Annotated in this window: 13 protein-coding genes; 3 read left to right on the top strand and 10 right to left on the bottom strand. The window is 58.4% G+C overall.

Annotation, left to right across the window (positions count from 1 at the left end):
- From fliF to PHD44_RS00565, 3 genes are all read right to left on the bottom strand, one after another.
- Complete coding sequence (gene fliF / locus PHD44_RS00575) at positions 1 to 1,785, bottom strand: flagellar basal-body MS-ring/collar protein FliF (protein WP_300186778.1); 1,785 nt, start codon at positions 1,783 to 1,785, stop codon at positions 1 to 3.
- A 28-nt stretch (positions 1,786 to 1,813) separates the two neighbouring features.
- Entirely contained in the window at positions 1,814 to 2,155 is a 342-nt protein-coding gene (gene fliE, locus PHD44_RS00570) for a flagellar hook-basal body complex protein FliE (RefSeq protein WP_300186775.1), read from the bottom strand.
- Between the two features lie 99 nt (positions 2,156 to 2,254).
- Positions 2,255 to 3,724, bottom strand: a complete 1,470-nt coding sequence (locus tag PHD44_RS00565; protein ID WP_300186772.1) for a sigma-54-dependent Fis family transcriptional regulator — start codon at positions 3,722 to 3,724, stop codon at positions 2,255 to 2,257.
- Positions 3,725 to 3,997: 273 nt separating this feature from the next.
- Between PHD44_RS00565 and PHD44_RS00560 the strand changes: the two genes are divergently transcribed.
- From PHD44_RS00560 to PHD44_RS00550, 3 genes are all read left to right on the top strand, one after another.
- Complete coding sequence (locus PHD44_RS00560) at positions 3,998 to 5,311, top strand: flagellar hook-length control protein FliK (RefSeq protein ID WP_300186769.1); 1,314 nt, start codon at positions 3,998 to 4,000, stop codon at positions 5,309 to 5,311.
- 27 nt (positions 5,312 to 5,338) lie between these two features.
- On the top strand, positions 5,339 to 5,716 hold the full coding sequence (locus PHD44_RS00555; RefSeq protein ID WP_300186766.1) for an EscU/YscU/HrcU family type III secretion system export apparatus switch protein: 378 nt from the start codon (positions 5,339 to 5,341) through the stop codon (positions 5,714 to 5,716).
- 132 nt (positions 5,717 to 5,848) lie between these two features.
- On the top strand, positions 5,849 to 5,971 hold the full coding sequence (locus PHD44_RS00550; protein WP_300186763.1) for a hypothetical protein: 123 nt from the start codon (positions 5,849 to 5,851) through the stop codon (positions 5,969 to 5,971).
- Between the two features lie 95 nt (positions 5,972 to 6,066).
- Here PHD44_RS00550 and xseA read toward each other — a convergent pair whose 3' ends face one another.
- The 7 genes from xseA to lysS are packed head-to-tail and all read right to left on the bottom strand — an operon-like array spanning position 6,067 to position 13,582.
- Complete coding sequence (gene xseA / locus PHD44_RS00545) at positions 6,067 to 7,581, bottom strand: exodeoxyribonuclease VII large subunit (RefSeq protein WP_300186760.1); 1,515 nt, start codon at positions 7,579 to 7,581, stop codon at positions 6,067 to 6,069.
- Positions 7,582 to 7,588: 7 nt separating this feature from the next.
- Positions 7,589 to 8,890 (bottom strand): arsenic transporter, encoded by a 1,302-nt coding sequence (locus PHD44_RS00540; protein WP_300186757.1) that lies wholly within the window; start codon positions 8,888 to 8,890, stop codon positions 7,589 to 7,591.
- Positions 8,887 to 9,834, bottom strand: a complete 948-nt coding sequence (locus PHD44_RS00535) for an ROK family protein (protein WP_367181998.1) — start codon at positions 9,832 to 9,834, stop codon at positions 8,887 to 8,889. Before PHD44_RS00535 ends, PHD44_RS00540 begins: the two co-directional genes overlap by 4 nt.
- Positions 9,835 to 9,844: 10 nt before the next feature.
- Positions 9,845 to 10,345 (bottom strand): thiol peroxidase, encoded by a 501-nt coding sequence (gene tpx, locus PHD44_RS00530; RefSeq protein ID WP_300186755.1) that lies wholly within the window; start codon positions 10,343 to 10,345, stop codon positions 9,845 to 9,847.
- Between the two features lie 40 nt (positions 10,346 to 10,385).
- On the bottom strand, positions 10,386 to 10,868 hold the full coding sequence (locus PHD44_RS00525; RefSeq protein WP_300186752.1) for an ATPase P: 483 nt from the start codon (positions 10,866 to 10,868) through the stop codon (positions 10,386 to 10,388).
- The gene (gene apbC / locus PHD44_RS00520; RefSeq protein ID WP_300186749.1) at positions 10,855 to 11,985 is read right to left on the bottom strand and encodes an iron-sulfur cluster carrier protein ApbC; all 1,131 of its coding nucleotides are present in this window, start codon (positions 11,983 to 11,985) and stop codon (positions 10,855 to 10,857) included. Before apbC ends, PHD44_RS00525 begins: the two co-directional genes overlap by 14 nt.
- Positions 11,986 to 12,034: 49 nt before the next feature.
- A complete protein-coding gene (lysS, locus tag PHD44_RS00515; RefSeq protein ID WP_300186746.1) occupies positions 12,035 to 13,582 on the bottom strand; it encodes a lysine--tRNA ligase in 1,548 nt (515 codons plus the stop codon).
- Between the last annotated feature and the right edge of the window lie 104 nt (positions 13,583 to 13,686).

Below are 13,686 nucleotides of genomic sequence, written 5' to 3'. Positions count from 1 at the left end.
TCAGTTCTCCGAATGCGTCCATTGTTTGATCACCGCGGCCACCGCCTTGGGATCATGATTGATACTTTGTTTCAGTTGTTTGAGTTTATCGGCATAGCTGGCGGCACCCACGAGTTGTGGCACCCCTTCAAGGTCATCCGCGTCGTCCGGCCCAGGGATTTGACCCGGGATCTGTCCGCCATCACCACCCTGCCGGGTAAAAGAAACGCCTTCCTCAGTCATGCCATTGTCTTCCACGCCATGAGGCAACCCTGTGCCCGGCTGGTGAGGTAATGCCTCTGGGCGGGATTTATCCGCCAGCATTTTCAGCAGAGGTCGAACGACCATCAAGAAAATGACCAACATTGCCACGCCCAATCCCAGATTTTTCAGCAATGGCATGAACCATTCCTGCTGCCAGAGCGGAACGGAGACTTTTTCAATCTTCTGCTCAACGAACGGAATGCTCGCGAGCGTCAATTTGTCGCCACGCTGTTCATCCAAGCCCACGGCTTGGGACACCAGATCCTTGATTCGCGCCAATTCGGCATCGCTCATCGGCTCGGTTTTCGTTTTCCCGTCCTTGTCCGTCACGGTTTTTTCATCCAGTAACACCGCCACGTTGAGTTTATCCACCGCGCCGCTGGCGTATTGGGTATGACGAATATCCTTATCCACATTGTAGTTGCGTGTTTCGTTCTTTTGGGTGCTGATCGGTGTCTGAATGATCTGCTGGTATTGCTGAACGTTCAGATTGGCCGGTGGCTGCAGGCCGCCTGCCGTTGGCGGCGTTACGGTGCCCCCGCCCGGTGGCTGATTGGTGAGCGCACCAGGCACGCCACCGTTGATACCCTGATCACCCAGGGCACGCGTGGTGTCGTTGGTCTGCTCGGAAAGCACGACCCCGGTTTTCGGGCCATAGGTTTCGCTTGTACCTTCCTGACGCGAGAAATCGATATCGGCAGATACCTGGGCGCGCACCTGATTTGCCCCAACAATCGGCGTCAGCAAGGCTTCGATCTGGCGAGCGTAGGCTCGTTCGACGCGCTGACGATAGGCGAATTGTTTATCGGTCAAACCCATGCCACTGGCATCGTCAGAATTTTGACTAAGCAATTCACCGCGCTGATCAATGACGCTCACATTCTCCGGTTTCATCCCCGCCACGCTCGACGCGACCAGATGCACAATCGCGCGCACCTGATCGGCAGTCAGCGATTGACCTGGCGATAATTCCACCACGACCGAAGCCGTGGGCGGTTGCTGTTCCCGAACAAAAACCGATTGCTTGGGTGTCGCCAGATGCACACGAGCTGCCGAAACGCCTTGAATGGTCTCGATTGACCGTGCCAGTTCGACTTCTATGGCGTGCTGGTACCGTGCATGTTCAACAAACTGGCTGGTACCCAGGGATTGATCCTTGTCCAACATCTCAAGCCCGACCCCGTTACCTGAAGGCAGACCCTCGCTGGCCAGCAACATCCGAACGGCGGGCAACTGGGCAGGGTCGACCAGAATGGCGCCATCCGCACTCAGTTGATAATTCTTTTTGGCCGCACGCAACGCATCGACCACGGCGGCCGACTCTTTCGGCCCCAGATTGGTATACAACGGTACCAGAGATGGCTTTTGCCCCCATAGGAAGAAGCCGACCATGAAGGAAAGCGTCGCTGCCAGCGCCACCAGAATCAGCAACTGACGGAAACTCGACGATTGCGTGAATCCGTCGATTTGCCGGATCCATGCCGGCGTTCCTGTTGTTGGCTGGTGAGCGGCAGACATGGGAGCCATCGAATTCTGTGCCATGGTGAAACCCTAACCTTTTAAATTGGCCTTAAACCGGCATGTTCATGATGTCTTGGTACGCCTGCACCAAGCGGTTGCGCACCTGCAAGGTGGCATTGAAGCCCAGTGAAGCCTTCTGGGAGGCCAGCATGACCTGCGTGAGATCCACATTCGGGTCGCCCAGCTCAAAACGGGTCTTCAACTGGGAAGAATTCTGTTGCAGATCATTGACCTGACCGATTGCCTTCGTCAAGAGCGATGAGAAGGAATCGCCACCGGCAGGCGACACCGCAGGTGGTACACTCGCCGGCTGGGCCAGCCGCTGGGTGGCTTCCTGACGCATGACGCGCATTTGCGACAAAATTTGATCGACCGACATTCCGCCACTCATCTTGCCTACTCCTCAACCTGATCAAGCCGCTTGCCGAAAACAGTGTGTGTTCCAAGCGAAGCATTGTGTTGAGATGAATTAAGCAGGGTTTATGCCAATTCAGGCGGACATCTGATACTTGCGGAGTTTCTCAACCAGAGTGGTTCGGCGGATACCCAGTTGCCGCGCGGCCTGCGCGACCACACCGTCATTATTGATCAGCGCCTGTTCGATCCAGGCGCGCTCGATGGCCTCGAGCTGATTCTTGAGATCGAAGCCCATTTCCGGCAAAACACACTGGCATTGCGCCAGTTCCTGTTCATCGACCGGCAACCGAATGCCCGCAGACTGATCCACGCTCGTCCGCCCAGCGGCAAACATGTCACGGGGATCAACATCCTCCGGCGCTGCGGCATCCTGCGAGCTCAGTTCAGGCACCCTTGCGGTGGTCGGAGCGGGCATATCGGGCATTTGCCAGTCGGCGGGCAGCTGCATGCGGATCTTTTCTGGCAGCTGCGCGACATCCACGACCTGATCGGGGTACAGAATCCCCAGACGCTCGATGAGATTACCCAACTCACGCACATTACCCGGCCACGGAAGCGCCGAAAGCACCGCCAGCGCGCCATCGGTCAACTTCGCCACGGGGCGTCCCGCCAAGGCAAAACGTTGCGTCAATGCCCGGACAATCTCGGGAATATCCGCCTGCAATTCACGTAATGGCCGGGTTTCAAGCGGGAAAACATTCAAGCGGTAGTACAAATCCTGCCGGAAGCTGCCTTCCTGTATGCGCGCTTCCAGATCCCGATGCGTCGCGGCCACGATGCGCACATCGGCCGTGAAGGTATGCCGCCCGCCAACGCGCTCGAATGTACGTTCCTGCAATACGCGTAGAATCTTGACTTGCATCGGCAGCGGCATATCGCCGATTTCATCCAGAAACAGCGTGCCGCCCTCGGCCAGTTCGAAGCGCCCCGGTCGCGCACTGATCGCGCCGGTAAAGGCGCCCTTCTCATGGCCGAATAACTCGGACTCAAGCAATTCCGCCGGAATCGCGCCGCAATTGATGGGCACGAAGGGTTTATCCGCCCGATTCGACAGACGATGAATCATGCGCGCCACGACTTCCTTGCCGGTACCGGATTCACCCAGAATCAGCACGGTGGCATCGCTGGGTGCCACCTGTTCGATCTCGGCCCGCAGCTGCCGCATGACCGGCGTTTGCCCCACCAAACCACGTCCGGCCGCAACCAGCTGTTCACCGCGCCAACGACTGAACAAACGCTGAACGATACCCTGCAACCCGGACAGCGTACAAGGCCAGGCCAGTGTGGCGAAGGGTGTTTGAACCGCGCCCAGCCAGCGTGCCGGGTCAGCGTCCAAGGCAATCCAGGGCAGCGTTTGCAGATGGTCGAGACGGGATGCGCAGGCATCGGCAAAACAGATGCCGCCAATCACATCGTCGGTAACGGAGGGAACCGGATCAGGAACCGATTCGGCCTGGATACCGAGCAAGGAAAGCCAATGCGCCAAATCGGACTTGATCTCAGATGGTGCATCCAACCATATTCGCGGCAACTGATCAGACATCTTCCGGTGACTCCGAAACAACAAGATAATCAAACACACGAGGCGGCCCGCCGACACATCTCCGATCATATTTTGGGCGGATGCCCGCCGAAAAAGCCGCTGGGAATTTGTTCAGGCGGAAACCCTACCTGTAGCCGTGATCTGTGTCAAAATATTGTCAGCATTTTCTGCACGATGTGACCACTTGACCCGGCTTTGGTTTATGAGTGTTAATTCGACCACTTGGCGCCTATCGCATCTCCAATCCCGGAAGGACTCGCCAGAAGTGAATCCATGAAAATCGACTCGACATTGATCGCCAGCACCGTCACGGAATTACGGGGCCAGCCGCTTAAGACAGGGCAGACACTGGCTGCCATTGTCTTGCAAGCGAATCAAGGCACGGGCAAAGCGGTGCTTTCCCTGGCCGGCGGACAGGTGACCGTCAATACCCGGCAGCCGCTCACCACGGGCAGCGCCATCCAGTTGACCGTTCGGGATGTCGGCCCGCCGCTGGTGTTGGGACTCACGCCCGCCGAAGGCATGGCGGCACGCGCCTCACCACAAACGCCGGTGCAAACCCTGTTTGCCCTGTTGATGACAAAACTCGGCAGCGGCGTGCTGTCGTCCACTCCGAAAGCTGATTTCACCCCGCCGCAAGGGCAGCAAGCCAATACGGCGAAGAACCCAAGCCTTTTTTCGACGACAACCACCTCATCGACCAGCAATGCGGATTCGACAACAGGCAAGACACCGGCTGGCACCGCGCCGATCACGACGGCAACTCAGTCCATTAAACTCGACCTCCCCTTGAACGTCCGCATGGCGCTGCCCAGCCTCGACCCTGTTCTCAATGCCGTGCGGACGGGTACGCCGGTCGCCGAACAAACACTCGCCCGAAATCTGACCCAGCTGATTGTCACCAACAGCCTGCCTGTAGTACCTACCAATGCTCTTGATCAGGCGACATCCGATATCAAGTCCCAGCTCAAATTGGCCGCCCAACAACTCAAAATGCAGGCAAGCCTGGAATCGGCGGGGAAGGAGCCCGTAACCACTGGCCGAGGGGCGCAGCCACCGACCGCCGCCCCATCGGCATCACAGACCACGGCCCAAACTTCGACTCAAACCAGTGCGCTGCAATCGAGCCTTGAACAATGGATCGGTCGGCTGGATGTCAGCCAGTTGCGAACCGCCCTTTTACAGGTTCAAGGGCAGCCGACGTGGGTCGTCGACGTGCCCATGATGATCGCCGAGCAACCCCGGCGCTTCCAGTTCGCCATTCAGGAACAGGCGCAGAATAACAAACCACCAACCGAATCGACATGGCAACTCGATTTTGCGATTGATCTACCCACACTGGGGCCACTGCATGGCAGCCTTTCGCTGCAATCCACCGACCTGACCGTTCGCCTGTATGCAGATAAGCCCGAGGCACGGATGCAGCTGGACGCCTCGCTCGACCAACTGGCAGAACACCTGCGTGCCGCTTCGTTGACGCCCAAGGAATTGAGCATCTACCCCGGCCCGCCGCCCAAAGCCGTTCAGGAACGACTGAGCCCCGCACCGATCACAGATGAGCACTCCACGTTCAGGTGTCGAGTGTGATATGAAGTCAGATCAAGTGAAATCAGCATGAGTCGCGACATCCCAAAATCCAAGTCGGACACGCGTTCGGTCAGCCGGGCGGTGGCCCTGAAATACGAGGGTACGGATTTACCTCGGGTGGTTGCCACGGGGCAGCATCTTGTGGCCGAGCAGATCGTGGCCCGTGCGGAAGCAGCGGGCGTACCGTTGGTGGAAGACCCGGCGTTGGCGGAAGTGCTCGCCGGTCTGGATATCGGAGACCATATCCCCGACAACCTGTTCCGGGCCGTTGCGGAAGTGCTGAGTTATGCCCTGTACGTCAGCGGCAAGCACGAAGATGTGCTCAAGCGGGCGCAGCAAACGCGGGATGAGGCCCAAAAAAATCGATCAAATGGCAACCCAAAGAACGATGAGCCCCCGGAATAAAGCAACAAGTTTGATTGGGCAATCTGCTGTCGCGCCTGTCCTGCGTCTGAGCGTGCAGCGAATTATTCCGTAGCCCCGGTTTCTGTCGAACTGGACTTAGGGAACCTCTGATTGAATCCCTCGTGAGCCGAGTTGCTGATCCAAAAGCCGCAAAACGAGGCAGAGGCCGCAGGTCGTAGTTTACGCTACGATGCCAAGGCCGATAACGAAGTGTTGCGGCTTTTGGGCGGCAACCCGCATGGGACGGGCTTTTGAGGGCGATTTACGCGCAGCTGGCGGAAGCCCGCTGTGTTGCGCCGCTCACGAATGGAATAACCATTCGTTTCGCGCCGCGCCTTGCGACTCATCCCTCAAAAGCCCGTCTCGGCCACGAAGGATTCAATCAGAGGTTCCTTAGCAGAACGGGCTTCGATGGGCACGACACCATCACCAAAATGCAGCCGCAAGGGCAAGGGCCGGTCGGATTCGGCCAAGGCAGATCGCAACGCGGCCGCGCGCCAGATCACACCGGATTCCGCTTCGACCAGACTATACCCGCGCTCAAGTACCCGCTGCGGGCTCAGGGCGGTCAGCACACCGAACGCCTGTTCGAGCCGTTGCTGCTGGCGAACGAGTCCCTGCCGACCGATCTCATGCAATCGCGCGGTCAAACGCTCCGTTTCCTGCTGGCGCTGCTCGATCTGTCGCCGCACGATCGAGGGGCGCAAGCCCGCCGCCAGCCGCAACCAATCCTGCCGCTGTGCGGCCATCTGCCGATCAATGGCCTGCTGTAGCCGCCAGCGCATCTGTTCGAGTCGACTGTGATTCTGGCGGACCCAATGCACCGGACTGCGTTGCTGCAATCGATGCGTCAATGCCTGCACCCGGCCGAGGCGCTCCTGCCAGCGCGCGCGAATCGCCCGCTGCAACCGCAGGCTGAGCATCATCTGGTGATGAAGCAGCGGTAACCAGCGCTGGCGCTGCTGGCGGAGCCGGTTCAGATTGCTGTCCAGGCGTTGCCCTGCCTCGTTCAATCGATCTTCGATCAACCGGGTTAACTGCTGGTGCCGCAGAATCAGCGCGGCCTGCAATTCGCTTAAGGTAATAGGGGTCGCCAGTTCGGCCGCCGCCGTCGGTGTCGCCGCCCGGACATCCGCCACAAAATCGCTGATCGTGAAATCGATTTCGTGACCGACGCCACTGATCACGGGGATCGGGCAGTTTGTAATTGCACGAGCCAGCGCTTCATCGTTGAATGCCCACAGATCACTCATCGAGCCGCCGCCGCGCACGAGCAGCACGACATCAAACCCCGAATCGCTCGTGATACCCCGCACCGCATTGGTGAGTTCAGCCGCCGCCGTTTCGCCCTGCACCGCCACGGGAATCAGGTTGATTTCGACCAAGGGCAGCCGCCGGATCAAGGTGGAAACCACATCCTGCAGCGCAGCGCCTACAGCGGAAGAAATCACCACGATCCGGCGAGGTAATCGGGGGATTGCGCGCTTGCGTGCCGCGTCGAACAAGCCTTCGGCAAACAGTTTTTTCTTCAAGGCTTCGAACAGGACGGCCAATTGGCCATCACCGGCCAACTCAACCCCGGTCACGATGAGTTGGTAATCACCGCGCGGGGCGTACAGCGAGACCGAACCCCGCACAACCACGGCATCGCCATTGGCGAACGCGGTCTTTACGCGCATGGCCTGCCCGCGAAACAGCGCGCAGCGCACTTCGGCCTGTTGATCTTTGAGCGAAAAATACACATGACCCGACGCGGCCCGGGTCAGCGAGCGCACCTCACCCTGAACCATGACGCCGCTTAAATTGGCTTCCAGTATCTGTTTGGCCATGGCGTTGAGGGAAGTAACGGAAAGAATCGCACTCATATGCAACTCACGGTAGATGCACGGATAGACGCAGTGCCAAAGCCAGCAAGGTCAGCAACAGTACCGGCGTAGTGAGAATCAGGCCCACCTTGAAGTAGTATCCCCATGAAATCACGATCTGCTTGCGCGCCAGCACATGCAACCACAATAACGTCGCCAGACTGCCGATGGGCGTGAACTTCGGCCCGAGATCACAGCCGATGATATTGGCGTAAACCATCGCCAGATGCGTCGTGCCGCTGGCTTGGGTACCGTCGATCGCCAAGGTGCCCATGAGCACGGCGGGCATGTTGTTGAGCACGGCAGACAACGCCGCCATGGTAAAACCCGTGCCGAGCGTAGCGACCCACAACCCGAGGTGGGCCAGTTGATCGAACCAGAGCGTCAACCCGGCGGTCAGACCGGCGTTTTTCAGTCCATAGACAACGAGATACATGCCCAGAGAGAAGATCACCACTTGCCACGGCGCCTGGATCAACACGGTGCGGGTGTTGATTTTCGCGCCCCGCCGCGCAATCAGCCACAGTATGAACGCGCCGATGGCGGCCACCAGACTGATCGGCACCCCCCAACCATCGAGTACGAAAAATCCGAACAACAGCCAGCCGAGCACCCACCAACCGGCGCGGAATACGGATCGGTCAATAATGGCTTTATCTGGCAGATCCAATTCCTCACAGGCATAGGTTTTGGGGATCGAGCGTCGAAAATACAGCCACAACATACTTAAGGAGGCGAGCACGGAAACCAGAGTAACCGGCACCATGACGGCGGCATAGTCGGCAAATCCCAACTTGAAATAGTCGGCGACGACGATATTGACGAGATTTGAAATCACCAGCGGCATACTCGCCGTATCGGCGATAAACCCGGCAGCCATCACGAAGGCGAGCGTGGCCAGCGGGCTCATGCGCAAGGCCAACAGAATACCGATCACGATCGGGGTGAGAATCAGCGCCGCGCCGTCGTTGGCAAAAAAGGCTGCCACCAAGGCACCCAACAACACCATCACCACAAACAATCGCGTACCACTGCCACCGGCCCAGCGGGCCAGATGTAATGCCGCCCAGTTGAAAAACCCGGCTTCATCCAGCAAGAGGCTGATGATAATCAGGGCAATAAAGGTGAAGGTGGCATTCCAGACGATGGCCCAAACCACCGGCACATCGGCCAGATCGATGACGCCCGCGGCGAAGGCGACCAGCGCACCGGCCGCCGCGCTCCACCCGATGCCCAGTTGAAACCGACCGATGGTGGGCTGCCACAGTACAAGCATCAAGGTGGCCAGAAAAATGGCCGCAGCTGTCATGAGGTGAGCATGGCCGCGCCGCGCACACCGCTGGAATCGCCGAATTCTGGTGCGACGAGTCGGGTACTGATCGGGTCGGAGAATACGAACTCATCCCACAGCGCGGGAACCTTGTCGTATAAAGCAGCCACATTCGACATGCCGCCGCCCAACACGATCACTTCCGGGTCGAAGATATTGATGACATGTGCCAAGGCGCGGGCAAGGCGATCGGTGTAACGGTCCAAAGCCGCTTTGGCCTCGGGGTCACCCTGTTCGACTGCCGCGACAATCTCGGCACCGGTCAGTGATCGACCGGATGCGTTTTGATAATCACGCATGAATGCCGGGCCGGAAAGCCATTGCTCGATACAACCTTGATGACCGCACCAGCAAAGCGGGCCGGGGTATTCGCCTTCATGCGTCCAGGGCAGCGGGTTATGCCCCCACTCACCGGCGATGGCGTTCTGCCCCATGATCAACTGGCCATTGAACACCAAAGCGCCGCCAACGCCGGTACCTAAAATGACACCGAATACCGAACCGATACCATCGGCTGCGCCACCATGCGCCTCGGATAAGGCGAGGCAATTGGCATCGTTGGCCATGGAAATGGATCGGTTGAGCCGAGTTTCAAGATCATATTTGAGCGGCTTATCGTTCAGAACCACCGAATTGGCATTTTTCATCAGGCCCGTGCCCGGTGAAGTCGTGCCCGGTGTGCCGACGCCAATGGAATCGACGCGGCCCAGCCTGTCCTCAGCCTGCTTGATCAACTTGGCGATGGTTTCAATAGTGCCCTCGTAATCACCTTGCGGGGTTGGCAGGCGCTCACGAAACAGGAACTCGTCCGCCTCATCGAGCACCGCCACCTCGACCTTGGTGCCACCCAAATCGACGCCGAGGCGCAACCGGCCCTCTGGTTTGAGCTTATTTTCATCGGTCGCATGCACTGTCATCGACATCGAACCTCGATCAGCCCAGTGCCGCCAAAGCCGCGGCGTAATCCGGCTCATCGGCGATTTCTGGTACCAATTGCACGTAGCGCACCTGATCGTGTTCATCGAGCACGATCACGGCCCGCGCCGCCAGATGAGCCAACGCGCCATCGGCCAGCAGCACCCCGTAATCTCGCAGAAACTCGGGATGCCGGAATGTGGACAGGGTGATCACGTTATCCAGACCTTCGGCACCGCAGAAACGGCTCTGCGCGAAAGGCAGATCGGCAGAAATGCAAAGCACCACGGTATCAGCGCGGCCGCCCGCTTTTTCATTGAAGCTGCGCACCGACTGCGCGCAAGTCGGTGTATCCAGACTCGGGAAGATATTCAGAATTTTCTTCTTGCCCGAAAAATCAGCCAGGGTTTTTTCCTGAAGCTGACCATCGGTCAGCGTGAATGCCGGTGCCTTCGTGCCGATGGTGGGCAATGTACCTGCGACCTGAACAGGGTTTCCGTGTAATGTAACTTGACTCATGTGGATACCTTTTGCGTGGTGCGGTTATTTGAGGAGATGCTCAATTGCGCAGCGTGGCGATCAAGCGCTTCGGATGCAAGAGTAAATCCAGGGCATCTTCAATGGATTTACTGACGATATCAGCGGCTGCCACCGTAATCTGGGCCGCACCCTCGGCCTGAATCACAACCAAGCCCAATGCAGTCTCTTGCAGCATCGTGGCATCGTTACGGCCATTGCCGATGGCAACGCACAGGTTGGCTCCCAACTCACGTACAAACGCAGCCTTGGCCTCGCTTTGCGCGCAGGGTGGCAGAATGTGTAAAGAAACCGGAAGGCCCGCCAGTTTTTGCGCGGCACTGCCGTGGGTATCGGCTGTTATCACGTGGATCGTCAGATGTTCGGCGAGCTGCGCCAGTCGTTCGGGCACACCGGCAATCAAGGCACCGTCCTCGGCAAGCGTGCCGTTGTAATCGAGCACGAGATGCGCAAGTGACAGGCGAACGCCGCCATTAAAATCGCCAGGTATCTCAACCGTCAGCATCGCCACCGTCCTCGTCTATCGTGATGTTCGGACCATCGAATTGATCTTGGCGCAGATGCCGCCCCAAGGCAGCCGCCAGTTTGCGCGCGGTTTGTCGATAAATCAGCGCATTGGGGGAGTCCGGAGATCGAACCACGGTCGGCAGTCCCTCATCAACGTCGGTTCGGATGGCAAGATCCAGCGGCAACTGTCCCAGCAGCGCCACATGATTTTCCAACGCCAGTTTTTCGCCACCGCCGGTGCCGAAAATCGGCTCGATATGGCCGCAGTTCGAACAGATATGCACCGACATATTTTCGATCACACCGAGCACAGGCACATTGACCTTCTCGAACATAGTGATGGCTTTGCGGGCATCGATCAAGGCGATGTCCTGCGGCGTGGTGACAATCACGCTGCCCGCCACCGGCACCTTTTGCGCCAGAGTGAGCTGAATGTCGCCCGTGCCCGGCGGCATATCGACAATCAGGTAATCCAGATCATGCCAGCGCGTATCGTTGAGTAACTGCATCAAGGCGGATGTGACCATCGGGCCACGCCAGACCATGGCCTGGGCATCATCGATCAGATAACCGATCGACATGGTTTGTAGTCCATGCGCCATCACCGGCTGCATGGCGCGCTGTTCATCGACGACAGGGGTTTCCTTGCTGCCCAGCATCAAGGGTTGGCTGGGCCCGTAGATATCGGCATCCAGCAGACCGACCGCCGCGCCTTCTGCCGCCAGCGCCAAGGCCAGATTCACGCTGGTGGTCGACTTACCCACGCCGCCCTTGCCGGACGCCACTGCAATGATGTTACGCACGCCGGGCAGCGGCTTGCCGTTCTGGCTACTGCCGATCGGGCTGACAAACGCAATGGTGGTCTTGGCGGATGTGATGCCTTCGATCCCAAGCGCGGTGCGCTCAAGCAATTCGGTCAGTTCGGCCTCGAAGCCCGCCGCCGGATAATCGAGCACCACGTCGATGTGCGCCACATCGCCCACCACCTCGGCGCGCTCGATAAAGTGCGCATCCGCCAGCGTTTCCCCGGCATGCGGATCGATCAGCGCACCCAAGGCAGCACGCAAGGCTTCTGATCGAGGCGGATCGATTTTTTTTCCAAACAGTCCAAACATTCATCACCTCCAGACGGTTATGGTGAGCGCGGTCTTTACGGTGTGGAGTCTATTCTGGCCGCATATGCGGGAAAAGCAACACATCACGGATCGAGGGCGAATCGGTCAAAAACATCACGAGACGGTCGATGCCGATGCCTTCACCCGCTGTCGGCGGCATGCCGTGTTCCAGTGCGCGGATGTAGTCGGCATCGAAATGCATGGCTTCGTCGTCTCCGGCGTCCTTTTCGGCGACCTGAGCCATGAAGCGTTCCGCCTGATCTTCGGCGTCGTTCAACTCCGAGAAACCATTGGCGATTTCACGACCACCGATGAAGAACTCGAAGCGATCGGTCACAAAGGGGTTGTTGTCGTTGCGGCGCGCCAAAGGCGACACTTCGGCCGGGTATTCGGTAATGAAGGTCGGCTGAATCAGCTTGTGTTCGGCCGTTTCTTCAAAGATTTCGATCTGGATTTTGCCGAGACCATAGGAATCCTTGATATGGATGCCCAATCGTTCCGCCACGCGACGGGCGCTGTCGATATCCGAAAGCTGTTCACGTGTGATATCCGGATTGTGTGCCAGGATGGCATCGACCACCGACAGCCGGGCAAATGGTTGCGCCAGATCGAACGCGGTGCCTTGGTAAGTCACTGTGGTCGAACCGCAGACGGACTCCGCCAGCCGACGCAGCAGGTCTTCGGTCATGTCCATGAGATCGATGTAATCGGCATAGGCCTGATAGAACTCGATCATGGTGAATTCGGGGTTATGGCGCGTCGAGAGACCTTCGTTACGGAAATTGCGGTTGATCTCGTATACCCGTTCAAAACCGCCGACCACCAAGCGTTTGAGGTACAGCTCCGGCGCAATCCGCAGGTACAGGTCCATATCGAGCGCGTTGTGGAAGGTCGTGAACGGCTTGGCCGAAGCGCCGCCGGGGATCACGTGCATCATCGGGGTTTCGACTTCAAGGAAGTCCTTGGCATTCAAATAATTGCGAATGAACTGGATGATCCGGGTGCGCTTGCGGAAGGTGTCGCGCACCGGCTCGTTCATGATCAGATCGACGTAACGCTGGCGGTAGCGCTGCTCGGTATCCGACATGCCGTGGAATTTGTCCGGCAGCGGGCGCAGGCTCTTGGTCAGCAGGCGAATCGAGTCCACGCGCACGGAAAGCTCACCCTTCTGGGTTTTGAACAAGCGGCCTTCGCCGCCGACGATATCGCCGATATCCCAGGTCTTGAAGTCATCATAGGCTGCTTCGCCCAAGGCATCGCGCGCCACATACAACTGGATACGGCCACTGTGATCAAGGATCGACAGGAAGCTCGCCTTGCCCATCACCCGCTTGGCCATCACGCGCCCGGCGACGACCACACGACGGGGATTCTGCTCGAAATAATCGGCCTCTTTTTCGGCATATTCGGCCTGCAACTCCGCCGCACTGGCATCCCGCCGGAAATCGTTGGGGAAGGCGTTGCCGCTTGCACGGATGCGACCGAGCTTCTCTCGTCGCTCGGCAATGAGTTTGTTTTCTTCGGCAAGCAGGGTTTCGTGGCTGTTTTCTCGGTTATTGGCTTCAGCCGCGCCGTTGGCGGTTTCATGTTCGGACATCAGTTAAATTCCGGTAAATAAATAAGGTCAATAGTGTCTGGAATGCGGCAGGTTCGGTTCAGGCCGTACCCTAAGGAAGCGCTGATTTATTCAGTGCGTCCCGC

This window comes from Halothiobacillus sp., from assembly GCF_028710545.1.
In the GTDB taxonomy this organism is placed as follows: domain Bacteria; phylum Pseudomonadota; class Gammaproteobacteria; order Halothiobacillales; family Halothiobacillaceae; genus Halothiobacillus.
Note: the sequence above shows the minus strand (reverse complement) of the source record. Positions and strands in the feature narration are given on the sequence as shown.

Bases quoted from the DNA above. Each gene is read 5' to 3' on its own strand.
- fliE (WP_300186775.1), bottom strand. From the start codon at position 2,155: ATGAGTGGCGGAATGTCGGTCGATCAAATTTTGTCGCAAATGCGCGTC.
- fliF (WP_300186778.1), bottom strand. From the start codon at position 1,785: ATGGCACAGAATTCGATGGCTCCCATGTCTGCCGCTCACCAGCCAACA.
- xseA (WP_300186760.1), bottom strand. From the start codon at position 7,581: ATGAGTGCGATTCTTTCCGTTACTTCCCTCAACGCCATGGCCAAACAG.
- lysS (WP_300186746.1), bottom strand. From the start codon at position 13,582: ATGTCCGAACATGAAACCGCCAACGGCGCGGCTGAAGCCAATAACCGA.
- apbC (WP_300186749.1), bottom strand. From the start codon at position 11,985: ATGTTTGGACTGTTTGGAAAAAAAATCGATCCGCCTCGATCAGAAGCC.
- PHD44_RS00535 (WP_367181998.1), bottom strand. From the start codon at position 9,834: ATGTCGATGACAGTGCATGCGACCGATGAAAATAAGCTCAAACCAGAG.
- PHD44_RS00540 (WP_300186757.1), bottom strand. From the start codon at position 8,890: ATGACAGCTGCGGCCATTTTTCTGGCCACCTTGATGCTTGTACTGTGG.
- PHD44_RS00560 (WP_300186769.1), top strand. From the start codon at position 3,998: ATGAAAATCGACTCGACATTGATCGCCAGCACCGTCACGGAATTACGG.
- PHD44_RS00525 (WP_300186752.1), bottom strand. From the start codon at position 10,868: ATGCTGACGGTTGAGATACCTGGCGATTTTAATGGCGGCGTTCGCCTG.
- PHD44_RS00555 (WP_300186766.1), top strand. From the start codon at position 5,339: ATGAGTCGCGACATCCCAAAATCCAAGTCGGACACGCGTTCGGTCAGC.
- PHD44_RS00565 (WP_300186772.1), bottom strand. From the start codon at position 3,724: ATGTCTGATCAGTTGCCGCGAATATGGTTGGATGCACCATCTGAGATC.
- tpx (WP_300186755.1), bottom strand. From the start codon at position 10,345: ATGAGTCAAGTTACATTACACGGAAACCCTGTTCAGGTCGCAGGTACA.